The organism is Cupriavidus basilensis OR16, from assembly GCF_000243095.1.
In the GTDB taxonomy this organism is placed as follows: Bacteria; Pseudomonadota; Gammaproteobacteria; order Burkholderiales; family Burkholderiaceae; genus Cupriavidus; species Cupriavidus basilensis_D.
This window is the reverse complement of sequence record NZ_AHJE01000013.1, coordinates 22694-34956: the sequence shown is the minus strand read 5'-3', so window position 1 is coordinate 34956 and position 12263 is coordinate 22694. Positions and strand designations below refer to the sequence as shown.

General features: G+C 67.7%; 12 protein-coding genes and 1 pseudogene. 8 read left to right on the top strand and 5 right to left on the bottom strand.

The window, feature by feature from the left end; genetic code table 11:
• The first annotated feature begins 140 nt into the window (after window positions 1-140).
• Window positions 141-782: a glutathione S-transferase gene (locus tag OR16_RS04540; RefSeq protein ID WP_006156787.1), complete on the top strand. Its 642-nt coding sequence runs from the start codon at window positions 141-143 to the stop codon at window positions 780-782.
• A gap of 143 nt (window positions 783-925) precedes the next feature.
• Here the strand turns inward: OR16_RS04540 and OR16_RS04535 are convergent, their stop codons facing one another.
• Both OR16_RS04535 and OR16_RS04530 read right to left on the bottom strand, forming a co-directional pair.
• Window positions 926-2113, bottom strand: coding sequence for a pyridoxal phosphate-dependent aminotransferase (locus tag OR16_RS04535; RefSeq protein ID WP_006156786.1), 1188 nt, complete (start codon window positions 2111-2113; stop codon window positions 926-928).
• 55 nt (window positions 2114-2168) lie between these two features.
• Entirely contained in the window at window positions 2169-2636 is a 468-nt protein-coding gene (locus tag OR16_RS04530) for a PIN domain-containing protein (protein WP_006156785.1), read from the bottom strand.
• Window positions 2637-2756: 120 nt separating this feature from the next.
• On the opposite strand from OR16_RS04530, the gene yaaA reads away from it, so the two are divergent.
• Window positions 2757-3542, top strand: a complete 786-nt coding sequence (yaaA, locus tag OR16_RS04525; RefSeq protein WP_006156784.1) for a peroxide stress protein YaaA — start codon at window positions 2757-2759, stop codon at window positions 3540-3542.
• A 95-nt stretch (window positions 3543-3637) separates the two neighbouring features.
• Window positions 3638-4780 (top strand): M14 family metallopeptidase, encoded by a 1143-nt coding sequence (locus tag OR16_RS04520; protein WP_006156783.1) that lies wholly within the window; start codon window positions 3638-3640, stop codon window positions 4778-4780.
• Window positions 4781-4851: 71 nt separating this feature from the next.
• On the opposite strand, the gene OR16_RS04515 is transcribed toward OR16_RS04520, so the two are convergent.
• From OR16_RS04515 to OR16_RS04505, 3 genes and pseudogenes are all read right to left on the bottom strand, one after another.
• Window positions 4852-5685 carry a BspC domain-containing protein gene (locus tag OR16_RS04515; protein WP_237716931.1) on the bottom strand — a complete coding sequence of 278 codons (834 nt, stop codon included), beginning with the start codon at window positions 5683-5685 and terminating at the stop codon, window positions 4852-4854.
• Between the two features lie 279 nt (window positions 5686-5964).
• Window positions 5965-6623: pseudogene (locus OR16_RS04510) on the bottom strand (N-formylglutamate amidohydrolase).
• Between the two features lie 12 nt (window positions 6624-6635).
• Entirely contained in the window at window positions 6636-7622 is a 987-nt protein-coding gene (locus OR16_RS04505) for a tripartite tricarboxylate transporter substrate binding protein BugE (RefSeq protein ID WP_006156780.1), read from the bottom strand.
• Window positions 7623-7753: 131 nt separating this feature from the next.
• Here OR16_RS04505 and gcvA point away from each other — a divergent pair, with 131 nt between their 5' ends.
• The 5 genes from gcvA (at window position 7754) to OR16_RS04480 (ending at window position 12260) form a co-directional block, all read left to right on the top strand.
• Window positions 7754-8656, top strand: coding sequence for a transcriptional regulator GcvA (gene gcvA, locus OR16_RS04500; RefSeq protein ID WP_043418474.1), 903 nt, complete (start codon window positions 7754-7756; stop codon window positions 8654-8656).
• A gap of 140 nt (window positions 8657-8796) precedes the next feature.
• Complete coding sequence (locus OR16_RS04495; protein WP_006156778.1) at window positions 8797-9114, top strand: YXWGXW repeat-containing protein; 318 nt, start codon at window positions 8797-8799, stop codon at window positions 9112-9114.
• A gap of 241 nt (window positions 9115-9355) precedes the next feature.
• Window positions 9356-9916 carry an RNA polymerase sigma factor gene (locus tag OR16_RS04490; RefSeq protein ID WP_006156777.1) on the top strand — a complete coding sequence of 187 codons (561 nt, stop codon included), beginning with the start codon at window positions 9356-9358 and terminating at the stop codon, window positions 9914-9916.
• Window positions 9913-10311, top strand: coding sequence for a hypothetical protein (locus OR16_RS04485; RefSeq protein WP_006156776.1), 399 nt, complete (start codon window positions 9913-9915; stop codon window positions 10309-10311). Before OR16_RS04490 ends, OR16_RS04485 begins: the two co-directional genes overlap by 4 nt.
• The gene (locus OR16_RS04480; protein WP_006156775.1) at window positions 10308-12260 is read left to right on the top strand and encodes a DUF1800 family protein; all 1953 of its coding nucleotides are present in this window, start codon (window positions 10308-10310) and stop codon (window positions 12258-12260) included. Before OR16_RS04485 ends, OR16_RS04480 begins: the two co-directional genes overlap by 4 nt.
• The last annotated feature ends 3 nt before the right edge of the window (window positions 12261-12263 follow it).

Sequence of the window (12263 nt, the reverse complement as noted above, 5' to 3'; positions counted from 1 at the left end):
TCGGCCAACGCGGACCGCCAGAGTCTGTCATGGCACACAATGCCTGCTTGCCCGTGTGCGGGCAGGGTACCTTCGCCCCCGATTTCATCGCGATCCACCCGGTGGGTCGCCAATCACGCAATAACGAGGAGAGAGACGACATGCTGAAACTCTGTGGTTTTGCCGCCAGCAACTACTACAACAAGGTCAAGCTGGCCTTGCTGGAGAAGAACCTGCCGTTCGAGGAAGAACTGGCCTGGATCGGCAAGACCGATCTCGAAGCCTCGCCCCTGGGCAAGGTGCCCTACATGATCACCGATCACGGCCCGCTATGCGAGTCCGAAGTACTGGACGCCTACATCGAGTCGACCTACCCGCAGTCGCCGCTGCTGCCCGCCAGCCCCTACGAGGCGGCCAAGGTGCGTGAGCTGGTGACCTTCCTGGAGTTGTACCTGGAGCTGACCGCGCGCGAGCTTTACCCCGAAGCGTTCTTCGGCGGCAAGGTCAGCGATGGCGTCAAGGAGCGCCAGAAAAAGCTGCTCGAGCGCTATATCCCCGCCTTCGCCAAGCTGGCGAAGTTCTCGCCCTACCTGGCGGGCGACACCTTTACGCTGGCGGACTGCGCCGCGGTGGTGCACTTTCCGCTGATCTCGTCTTGTACCAAGATCATCTACGGTACGGACATGCTGGCCGACCTGCCGGTCAAGGAGTACCTCAAGCGCATGTCGGAGCGGCCGACGGTGCAGAAGGTGAATGAGGATCGCAAGGCGAATACCGAGCTGATGCTGGGCGGCCGGAAGTAAAGCGAAAACGGTTCAGTAGCAAGGCAAACTCCCGCGGCATGAAAACACCCCAAAAGTTGGTATCCAACTTTTGGGGTGCTGTTCAATCCGCGGGCGTTGTTTTTGGGCGCTTGTTTGGCTGTCTGTTCTGCGAATGGTCGTGCTTACAACGCCTTCAACCTTTCCAGGGCCAGCGCCAGCGTCTCCTCCTTCTTGGCAAAACAGAACCGCACAATCCCAGACTCCCGCGGCTGCGAGTAAAACGCCGAGACTGGAATCACCGCCACCCCGATCTCGCGCGTGAGCCACATCGAGAAATCCGCCTCGCTCATGTCCGAGATGGCGGAGTAGTCCACGCACTGGAAGTACGTGCCATCCGAGGGCAGCAGCTTGAAGCGCGTGGTGGCCAGCCCGGCGCGGAAAAGGTCGCGCTTGGCCTGGTAGAAGGCCGCCAGGTCCAGGTAGGGCGCCGGGTCCGCCATGTAGTCGGCCAGGCCGTGCTGAACCGGGGTGTTTACCGTGAACACGTTGAACTGGTGCACCTTGCGGAACTCGGCCGAGAGCGCGGCCGGCGCGGCCACATAGCCCACTTTCCAGCCAGTCACGTGGTAGGTCTTGCCGAAGCTCGACACCACGAAGCTGCGCCGTGCCAGCTCGGGGTGGCGCGACACCGACTGGTGCGGCTGGCCGTCGAACACCATGTGCTCGTACACCTCGTCGGACAGTAGCAGGATGTCGGTGCCCGCCAGCAGCCCTGACAGGCGGTCCATGTCGCCGGCGCGCCAGATGGTGCCGGTGGGGTTGTGCGGCGTGTTGATCAGCAGCATCCGCGTGCGTGGCGTGATGGCGGCGGCGAGACGGTCGAAGGGGATGTGGAAGTGCGGCGCCTCAAGCGCCACCGACACGACCTTGCCGCCGGCCAATTCGATCGCGGGGATGTAGCTGTCGTAGCAGGGTTCCAGCACGATCACTTCATCGCCCGGATGCACGGCGCACAGGATGGTGGTCAGGATGCCCTGGGTGGCGCCCGCGGTGACCGTGATCTCGCTGTCCCAGTCGTAGGCATGGCCGTACAGCTTGCCGATCTTGTCGGCAATGGCCTGGCGCAGCTTGGGCACGCCCGCCATCGGCGGGTACTGGTTCAAGCCTGAGCGCATGGCGTGGGTGACGGCGTCGACAATCTTCGGATCGCAGTCGAAATCCGGGAAGCCCTGGCCGAGGTTGACGGCATTGCGCTCGGCGGCCAGCGCCGACATCACGGTAAAGATGGTCGTGCCGACTTTGGGCAGGCGCGAAACCGGCGGCGTGAGCGGGGCGAGAGCGCCCGGCTGGGCGGAGAGATTGGTGGGCATGGGAAGCGGCGTCAGGCTAGGCGGTCGGGAAGGGCGGCAAAACGATGCTGGCATTCTAGCGGGGATCGGCATGTGCCTGCGCAGCCGCCTCGAGGCGCGCGGCCAGCCACGCGGCGAAGGCCTGGGGCAGCATGATATCCACGCCGCTCTGGCGGCGCAGGCGGCCCTTGAGCTTGAGCACGGCCTTGTCCTTGGAGACCAGGCATGCTGCCTGGGCGAAGTGCGCCAGTTCGATGAATTTCTGGTCATCGGTGTCGCGGCAGCGCGGCAGGCGGGCGGCGAGGGTGTCGGCCCCGTCCGGGATGGCGAAGGCGGTGGTCAGCCGGTCGACCGTGGCCATGGCGGCGGGGATATCCACACCAAAATGGGCGAATTGCGGATAAGCCAGCACTCGGCGCAGCTCTTCGCGGCAATCGGCACGGATCACTGCGGCAATGGTGCCGCTGTCCAGCGCGACCCGGATCGGCTCGACGTGGGGATCCGCAAAGACCAGCAGGTCGACCCAGATATTGGAGTCGAGCACAACCCGCGGCGCCAGTGGACCGGGAATGGCCTGGGGGGGCGGCGGGGAATTGACGGGTACTGCGGTGGAGTCGGGGTGCATTCGTTACAATCTGGCCTTTGTGTTTGCCGCGATTTTGCCATGCTCATCGTCCTGTCCCCTGCCAAGTCGCTCGACTACGAGACGCCTGCGCGTCTGAAGACCCATACGCTGCCACGTTTTATCGACCGTTCGGCGGTGTTGATCGAGCGTCTGCGCAAGCTTGCGCCGCAGGATATCGGGGCGCTGATGGACATCTCCGACAAGCTCGCAGTGCTCAATGCCACCCGCTATGGCGACTGGTCGCCGGCGTTCACCGCGGCCAACAGCAAGCAGGCCGTGCTGGCCTTCAACGGCGATGTCTACGAAGGGTTCAACGCGTCCAGCCTGTCGGCCGACGACCTCGGCTTCGCGCAGAAGCATGTGCGCATCCTGTCCGGCCTGTACGGCGTGCTGCGCCCGCTCGACTGGATGCAGCCCTACCGGCTGGAGATGGGCACGCGCCTCGACAACGTGGCCGGCAAGGATCTCTACACATTCTGGGGCGATGACGTCACGCAGTTGCTGAACGATGACTTCAAGGCGCAGAAGGCGCAAGGCAGCCCGACCCTGGTCAACCTGGCCTCCGAGGAATACTTCAAGGTGGTGCGTCCCAAGGTGCTCGGTGCCAGGATCGTCACGCCGGTGTTCGAGGACTGGAAGGGCGGCCGCTACAAGATCATTTCTTTCCACGCCAAGCGCGCGCGCGGCTTCATGGCTCGCCACGCGGTGATGCATCGCATCACGGAGCCGGCCAAGCTCAAGCGTTTCGCCGAGCATGGCTACGCCTTCGACGCGGCCGCTTCCGACGACGCCCGCTGGGTGTTCCGGCGCCGCCTGGACGACTGAAGCGTGGCGTGGCTGCGGCCCGCCGCCCCGTACAGAACCCGGCGCCAGGGCATGCCTCGCGGCATCCTGGCGCGAACCCTCCGAGATTCCAAGCCATGACCACAGCCCTGCATATTTCCGCCAGCTTCGACGCGGGTGCCATCGAAGTCGAATCGCTCGCGCAAGCCAGCGACATCCGCCTGCGCATCCGCGCCGATTCGCACGCCGAGTTCCGTCAGTGGTTTCATTTCCGCCTGCAGGGCGCGGGTGGCCAGGCTTGCCGCCTGCAGTTCCTCAACGCCGGCGACTGTACCTACCCCGATGGCTGGCGCGGCTACCAGGCCGTGGCCGCCTATGACCGCGCGCACTGGTTCCGCGTGCCGACCAGCTTCGATGGCAGCACCATGACGGTGGCCTTCACGCCCGAGCACGACAGCGTGTGGCTGGCCTACTTCGAGCCCTATGCCGAGGACCGCCACCTGTCCCTGCTGGCCACTTGCCAGCGCTCGCCGCTGGCGCGGCTTTCGCATCTGGGCAGCACGGTGGAAGGCCGCGACATGACCGCGGTCACGGTCGGCACGCCCGGCGACGGCAAGAAGACCATCTGGATGATCGCGCGCCAGCATCCCGGCGAAACCATGGCCGAGTGGTTTTGCGAGGGCGTGCTGCAACGCCTGACGGGTACCGGCATGTGGGCCGGCGACCCGGTGGCGCGCCGCCTGCTGGAGCGCGCCGTGTTCCATGTCGTGCCGAACATGAACCCCGACGGCTCGGCGCGCGGCAACCTGCGCACCAACGCGGCCGGCGCCAATCTCAACCGCGAATGGATGGCGCCGAGCGAGCAGAACAGCCCCGAGGTCTACCACGTGCGCCGCGCCATCGAGGCCACCGGCTGCGACATGTTCTTCGACATCCATGGCGACGAGGGCCTGCCGTACAACTTCGTCGCGGGCAGCGAGATGCTGCCGGGCTTCACCGAGGCGCAGAAAGCCGAGCAACTGCGTTTCATCGACGCGTTCAAGCGCGCGACGCCGGACTTCCAGGATGTGCATGGCTACGCTGCCAGCAAGTACAACCAGGATGCGCTCAAGCTGGCCTCGAAGTACATCGGCCATACCTTTGGCTGTCTGTCGCTGACGCTGGAGATGCCGTTCAAGGACAACGCCGACCAGCCCGATCCGGCGGTGGGCTGGAACGGCGCGCGCAGCGCCTTGCTGGGCGCCGCGATGTTGCAGGCGGTGCTGGCGCAACTAGGCTGAGGCCGTGATCGGCACCTGGCCGCCGCTCAGGTGGCCAGGTGCCGGGCGGCCCCATGCAGGGCCGGCGGCGCTCAGTGCGTCTTCTTGGTGGTCGACTTGCCGGTGGTCTTGGCGCTGCTGCTCTTCGCGCTCGATTTGCTGCTGCTCGACTTGGAAGAGGACGCGCTTGCCTTGGCGGACTTGCCCGAGCTGGACTTGCTTGCCTTGCTGCCCTTGCCGCCCTTGTGGCCCTTGCTGCTGGAGGCCTGGCGCGTGCTGCTGCGTACAGCGGGCGCGGCTGCCGGCTCGCTGATGACGGTGCCGCTGCCATCGAGCAATTCGTAGGCCAGCATCATGCCGTCGGCATAGCCACAGCGTACCTTGACCGCTTCCCACTGGGCCTCGGCGCGGCGCTTGTGGGCAGTCGCGGAAAACGTCACCACGGAGCTGACCGGCACCGCTTGCTTGCCCTGCGAGAAGCGGCCGTCCCAGGGCTCCACGGTAGCCTGGCCGGCGCCGAGCGCGCCGGTGGGAATCTTCAATGCGTCGTAGGTGGCCGAGCGTGGCACCACCCAGCTGGCGTGCGCGGCGCAATCGGCCACGTCCGCGCTGGCGTTCTCCGTCTGCATCAGTTGCTGGCGCATCTGCGCACGGTACTCGGCCAGGCTCACGCGGCCTTGCGCGGGCAGGGTCACGGTCGTGGTGGGCGGTGAGGCGGTGGCGGGCGGCGCGGCGGCGCGGGCGGTGGCGGATGCGGCGTTGGCAGCGGCTGCCTGGGCGGCCGGGGTGGCGATGCCGGGGGTCACCACGGCGTCGCGATCATTGAGCTGGGTATCGGCGCAGCCCACCAGGGCGATCGCACCTGCCACTGCAGCAGCGAGCGCACACAGCCGGCTGCTGAGGAGGTCAGAGATTCGTCGGATCACGGGATCGTCTTGCTTTGGAGCGTAAGGGGTTGGCAAAGGTCTGCCATGATAGAGGAAACCCATGCTGCAAAGTTCCGAAATCTCCCGGCCTAAGGGTTCTACCCGAAGTGAAAGCGTGCTGGATGTGCAGCGTTCTGCCCGGCTGCACTGGCCGCCCGGGGATGGCGGCGCGAGGGGGGAGGTGCCAGTGCGGGCCACCATGCATTGCATGGCGGCCCGCCTGGCCTTCAGCGCCTGGACGCTGAATCGCTGAATGGCTTTCGACGCTCAGTTCAACGCTCAGACGGTCTTGATGAAGACCTTGAGGTCGTCGAGCAGCGCGTTGAGGTCGGCCTTGAGCTTGCCGAAGCCCGCGTTGTGCACCAGGCCGACTTCATCCATGTACAGCTTGCGGTTGATCTCAAGCTGCAGGCTGTGGCGCTTGTGCGCCGGCTGGCCGACCACGCGCACGATCTCCACGCCCTTGTAAGGGTGGTTGCGCCAGACGTCGTAGCCCATGTCCTTGAGCACGCCTTCCACGCGGTCCGTGAAGCGCGTGTCGCAGGTGGTGCCGTCGCGATCGCCCACCACGAATCCAGCACGCGCCACACCAGGCCCTTGCCAAGACGGGTCTTGGAGGTTTCCTGGCGCGGGCCGGAGGGCGCGTCGAGCACGGCTTCGTCGATTTCCTCGATGCCGCGGTTGGCATCCAGGTAGCTGCGCGGGAAACCCGCGCACAGCAGCGCAATGCCCCGTGCGGGAGCGTCGGCGTACAGCTCGTCGACGAAGGTGTCTTCGGCCTGGCGCAGCAGCGCCAGGGGCAAGCCGGCCGCCGGCCGGAAATCGGCCGGGTAGCTGGTGGCGCTATGCGGCGAATCGAGAAAGAGCGGGCTGCTCTCGCCTTGCGGCAGTTGCAGGAGGTAAGGGCTGGGCCCGGTCTTTCGGTCTGCTTCCGTCATGATGTGCGTCGTTTAATCCAGGGTGATCTTGGCTGCGGCGGCGATGCGCTTGTTCTTCGCCACTTCGGACTTGATCTGCGCGGCGAATTGCGCCGGCGTGTTGCCAACCGGCACCGCGCCCAGCTTCTCCAGCTTAGCCTTTACTTCGGGCAGCGCCAGCACCTTGACGGCGGCGTCGTGCAGCTTGGCTTGCACGTCGGCAGGCAGGTTGGCCGGCGCGATCAGGCCGAACCAGGCGGCGTCGTTGACTTCGGGCAGGCCGAGTTCGGCGAAGGTGGGCACGTTGGGCAGGGCCGGCACGCGCTTGGGCGAAGCCACGGCCAGGGCGCGCAGCTTGCCGCCTTCGATGAACGGCAGCGAGGAGGGCAAGTTATCGAACAGCACCTGCACCTGGTTGGCCAGCGCGTCGTTCAGCGCGGGGCCCACGCCCTTGTACGGCACGTGCAGGAGCTCGGTCTTGCTGCTCAGCTTGAACAGCTCGCCCATCATGTGCGAGACGCTGCCATTGCCGGCCGAGCCGTAGGCCATCTTGTTCGGCTGGGCCTTGGCCAGCGCGATGAAGGCCTTCATGTCGTTGGCCTTCACGGCCGGGTTGATGCTCATCACGTTGGGCACTGAAGCCAGGTTGGTGATGGTGGTGAAGTCCTTGGTAGCGTCATACGACAGGCGCGGGTACACGGCGGGGTTGATGCCGTGGGTGGACGCGGTGGCGATGCCCAGGGTGTAGCCGTCCGGCGCGGCCTTGGCCAGGTAACCGGTACCGATGCTGCCGCCGGCGCCGCCGCGGTTGTCCACCACCACGGTCTGGCCCAGTTGCTGGCCGAGCTTGTCGGCCACGATGCGCGCCACGATGTCGGTGGTGCCACCTGCCGGGAACGGCACGACCAGCGAGATCGGCTTGGTCGGGTAGGTGCCCTGGGCAGCGGCCGACAGCGACAGGCCGGCGGCGGCGGCACCCGTGGCGGCGGCAAGGAGGCGGAGCATGTTACGGCGTTGCATGGTTCGGTTCCTGAATGGTGGGAAATGAGGAGAAGAGAGGCTTCCCCGATTCTGCTTGTTCGTGCAGGCAGGCCGCAAACGAAATAAAATCGTGCGATCATTCCGTTTGGTAGTGAAGTTGGGGGTTATCTATGCGACGCTTGTGTCCGTCGCTGACTGAATTGCAGGCCTTTGAGGCTGCCGCGCGCTACAACAGTTTCACCGCCGCGGCACGGGAGCTCCACGTCACCCAGGGTGCCGTGAGCAAGCAGGTGCGCAGCCTGGAGGCCTTCCTGGGCGTGGAGCTGTTCGAGCGTGTGCGCCAGCGCCTGATGCTGACCGATGCCGGCCAGCGCTACCTGGACCGCATCCGCCCCAGCCTGACCGAGATCGAGGCCGCCACGGTGGAGCTGATCGCCAAGCAGGGCCGCGGCGGCACCCTGCATATCGCCAGCATGCCCACGCTGGGCGCCAAGTGGTTGATCCCGCGCTTGCCGCAGTTCTTCGAGAAGCATCCCGACGTCAGCCTTGAATTCGTGCCGCATGCGCAGGGCTATGACTTCTCCCAGCCCGACCTCGATGCGGCCATCCGCTTCGGCGACGGCATGTGGCCTGGCAGCCTGGCCGACTACATGACCGGCCGCGAGGTGCTGCCCGTGTGCCGCCCGGCCTTGCTGGCCGGCGAGCCGGAAGGCATGGCGCGCGTGCCCTCGGCGCTGCTGCGTTTTCCCCTGCTGCATCACACCACCGTGCCTGAAGCCTGGCCCGACTGGTTCGCCGAGCTTGGCGTCGCGACCCGCAAGGCGTGGAGCGGCGCGCGCTTCGACCAGTTCTCGCTGCTCACGCAGGCGGCGATGTCGGGGCTCGGCATCGCGCTGATCCCGCGCTGCCTGATCGAGGAGGAGCTTGCCACCGGCGTGCTGGTGGTGGCGCATCCCGCCCGGGTGCTTAGCAAGAAGGGCTATTACCTTTGCTATCCCGAACAGAAACAGCACCTGCCTGCGCTGCAGACCTTCCGCCAGTGGGTGATGGAAGGCGTGGACGTGGTGGTGTGAGCCGCGCGCGCCTGCTGTAATCAAAACTTACGTTTTCCCGCGACGGTTTTCTCCGCCCGCCTGCGTTTAAGAGACATGACAGACATGACAAGCCTGCGCGCAAGCTGCGCCAGGCCGTCGATTGTGGACTGGAGGTTCTCATGCGCAGGTCATCGCCCCTTTCATCTAGCCTTGCCCGCCTGGGCGTCGCCGCGACGGCGGCGTTCGCGCTGGCGCCGGCAATCGCTCAAACCATCGTGATCGCGCCCTCGGCGCCCCCGCCGATGCGCCAGGAGGTCCTGCCGCCCGCGCGTGGCGGCTACGTCTGGGATCCGGGCCACTGGCAATGGCGCAATGGCGCCTACGTCTGGCTGGGTGGCCATTGGCGTCCCGCCAGGGCGGGCTACCGCTGGGTGCCGGGGCACTGGGTGGCGCGCGGCCCGCAATGGCGCTGGGTCGAAGGGCATTGGGCGGCGTGATCGGCATGGCCTTGGTGACGCGCGTTGGCAGCAAACCATAGCAAGGGGAAATCGATGAAAAGCCTTTTGATCGCGGCGCTTGTCGCCGTTACGTTGTCAGGCTGCGTGATCGTGCCGGCCCGGCCCGCCTACTATCACTATCGCGCGCCGGTTTTTGTCTACTGACGAGGCAATGCGCGCCCGCCCCGGGGGCGGGCGTGGATTACGAGAAGGATGAAGCGGCAACGCGGAACCACACCCATTGAGCGACAAAGATCCGGACGATGTGTTGCTGGCGCGGGTCGGCAGGCATGATGCAGCCGCGGTGCGCGAGATGGTCTCGCGCAAGCTGCCGCGCGTGCTCGCGCTGGCCACGCGCATGCTGGGAGACCGCGGTGAAGCGGAGGACGTGGCGCAGGAAGTGTTCATGCGGCTGTGGAGAGAGGCCGCGCGCTGGCAACCCGGCCGGGCGCGCTTTGACACCTGGCTGCATCGCGTGGCGCTGAATCTCTGCTACGACCGCTTGCGCGGTACGCAAGAGCAGGCGATCGAGGCTATGCCCGAGCAGGCGGCGCCCGGGGCGGGACCGGAGGAAGCGCTGGATGTGGCCGCGCAGGGCGCGCGCGTGGGCGCGGCACTGGCGAAGCTGCCCGCGCGCCAGCGCGAGGCGCTGGTGCTGCAGTACTACCAGGAGTTGCCCAACGGCGAGGCCGCCGCGCTGATGGGCATCAGCATCGAGGCGCTGGAAAGCTTGCTCGCGCGCGCACGGCGCAACCTGCGCGACTTGCTCATGCAGGACGGCCATCACGAGGACTTGCGATGACACCCGAGAGATTTCGCGCACTGACCGAGAGCTACGGTGCCGACCCGGCACGCTGGCCCGAAGGGGAGCGGGCCGAGGGCCAGGCCATGGCCGCCGATCCCGGGCATCTTGCTGCGCTGGCCAACGCCGCCGCGCTCGACCGCTTGCTGGCCGCGCATCAGGTGGCGGCCCCGGAAGCGGCGTTGCAGCGCCGCATCGCCGCGAGCGCGCCAACGCCACGCTCGCCGTGGTGGTGGTCCGGGCTGGGCCTGGCTGGCGTCGGCCTGGCCGGTAGCTTGGCGGGCGCGTTGCTGGTCTCGGCCGTGCTGGCAACGGTGCCGGTGCCGGCCGCCATCGATCTGCCCTATGCCTCGACCGGCTTCGGTGGCATGGCGCACAGCGGGAGCGAAGAATGAACGAGCGTACGCCGAAGCGGCTCAGGATGGCGCTGGCGGTCTCCGTGCTGGTCAACGTGTTCCTGCTGGGCGCGATTGGCGGCGGCGGCTATCGCTGGTACGCCGCGGAGCGCAACGCAGCCGCGCAGCCGCGCGGCCTGCGCTTTGCCGCCGACGGGCTGGAGGCTGAGCAGCGCAGGCAGTTCCTGCAAGGCTTGCGCGCGGCACGCCGCGGCGCGGCCGCCGAGGTGGACGCCGCGCGCGATGGACGCCGCCAGGTGGAGCAACTGCTGCGGCAGCCGCAGTTCGAGCGCGACGCGCTGGCGGCGGCTTTAGCCCGCACGCGCGAGGCCGATGCCGCGGTGCGCAGCCAGCTCGAAGGCAGCGTGGTGGATTTTGCCGCCACGCTGTCGCCCGCGGACCGGGAGAAGCTGGCCGATGCATGGTCCAGCGCGGCCCGCTGCGCACCGGCCCGGCCCGGCCCGCGAAGGCGGCGCCATGATGCGGCGAACGATAACGATAACGACGACGACAGCGATTGCGGCCAGGACCAAGGTAGCAAGCACGTCCCAGGGGAGCAACACATGACAAACACCGCCATGACGGCCGCGGCTGTCGCGGTCAACCGGTTCGGGCTGGGCGCGCGCCCGGACGAGCCGCCGCCGGCCGATCCGCGCGGCTGGCTGCTGGGCCAGTTCGAGCGCTACGAGGCCAGGCCCGCGGCCTGGAGCGCGCAGCCGGGCACCCCCGCGCTGGCCGGCGCGTTCGGCGCGCAGCAGCGCGAGGTGCGCCAGGCGCAGGCCGACGCCAAGACCGCGGCGCGCCAGCAGTTGCAGCGCGAGACGCGCGAGGCCTATCGCGACGCCGTCGACGCGCGCGTGACCAGTGCCCTGGTGACGCAGGCGCCGTTCGTCGAGCGGCTGGTGCATTTCTGGTCCAACCACTTCGCGGTCTCGGTGGAGAAGCCGGCCGTAGCCGCGCTGGCTGGCGCGTTCGAGGCCGAGGCGATCCGCCCGCATGTGCTCGGGCGCTTCGAGGACATGCTGGTCGCGGTGGAGCGCCATCCCGCCATGCAGGTTTTCCTGGACCAGGTCCGCTCGATCGGTCCCGACAGCATGGCCGCGCGGGTGGCCGCGCAACGCGCGCCCGAGCGCCAGCTCGGATTGAACGAGAACCTGGCGCGCGAAATCATGGAGCTGCATACGCTCGGCGTGCGCAGCGGCTACCAGCAGGCCGACGTGACCGAGTTTGCGCGTGCACTGACCGGCTGGAGCATAGGCGGCCTCGGCGCGCGCGAAGACGGCGAGCCCGGGCGCTTCCAGTTCCGCACGCGCGTGCACGAGCCCGGCACCCGCACCATCCTGGGCCGCAGCTACCCGCAGCAGGGCGAGGCGCAGGCGCTGGCCGTGCTGCATGACCTCGCGCAAAGCGAGGCCACGGCCAATCACCTGGCCACCAAGCTGGCGCGCCACTTCGTTGCCGACACGCCACCGCCCGCGCTGGTGGCGCGCTTGTCCGAGGCGTACCTGCGCGGTGGTGGCGCGCTGCCGGAGATGTATCGCGCGCTGGTGCAGTCGCCCGAGGCGTGGGCCGGCGCGCCGGCGAAATTCAAGACGCCTTGGGAGTGGACGCTCTCCGCCTTGCGCGGACTGGGTTTGCACGAGGCGGGTGCGCAGCACTTCGCGCCCGTGCTGACCCAGCTCGGCCAGCCGGTCTGGCGGCCGGGCTCGCCAGCGGGCTATGACGACATTGCCGCAAGCTGGGCCGCGCCCGACGCACTGGTGCGCCGGGTCGAGCTGGCGCAGCGGCTGGCGGCGCGCGTCGGCGACCGGATCGACGCGCGCGAGCTCGGTCCCAAGCTGCTCGCGGGCACGCTGTCGGCACCGACCGCCGCCGCCATCGCGCGTGCCGAGAGCGCACAGACCGCACTGGCCTTGCTGCTGGTGTCGCCCGATTTTCAACGGAGGTGATTG

Bases quoted from the DNA above. Each gene is read 5' to 3' on its own strand.
- yaaA (WP_006156784.1), top strand. From the start codon at position 2,757: ATGCTCATCGTCCTGTCCCCTGCCAAGTCGCTCGACTACGAGACGCCT.
- OR16_RS04485 (WP_006156776.1), top strand. From the start codon at position 9,913: ATGACACCCGAGAGATTTCGCGCACTGACCGAGAGCTACGGTGCCGAC.
- OR16_RS04505 (WP_006156780.1), bottom strand. From the start codon at position 7,622: ATGCAACGCCGTAACATGCTCCGCCTCCTTGCCGCCGCCACGGGTGCC.
- gcvA (WP_043418474.1), top strand. From the start codon at position 7,754: ATGCGACGCTTGTGTCCGTCGCTGACTGAATTGCAGGCCTTTGAGGCT.
- OR16_RS04480 (WP_006156775.1), top strand. From the start codon at position 10,308: ATGAACGAGCGTACGCCGAAGCGGCTCAGGATGGCGCTGGCGGTCTCC.
- OR16_RS04540 (WP_006156787.1), top strand. From the start codon at position 141: ATGCTGAAACTCTGTGGTTTTGCCGCCAGCAACTACTACAACAAGGTC.
- OR16_RS04535 (WP_006156786.1), bottom strand. From the start codon at position 2,113: ATGCCCACCAATCTCTCCGCCCAGCCGGGCGCTCTCGCCCCGCTCACG.
- OR16_RS04520 (WP_006156783.1), top strand. From the start codon at position 3,638: ATGACCACAGCCCTGCATATTTCCGCCAGCTTCGACGCGGGTGCCATC.
- OR16_RS04495 (WP_006156778.1), top strand. From the start codon at position 8,797: ATGCGCAGGTCATCGCCCCTTTCATCTAGCCTTGCCCGCCTGGGCGTC.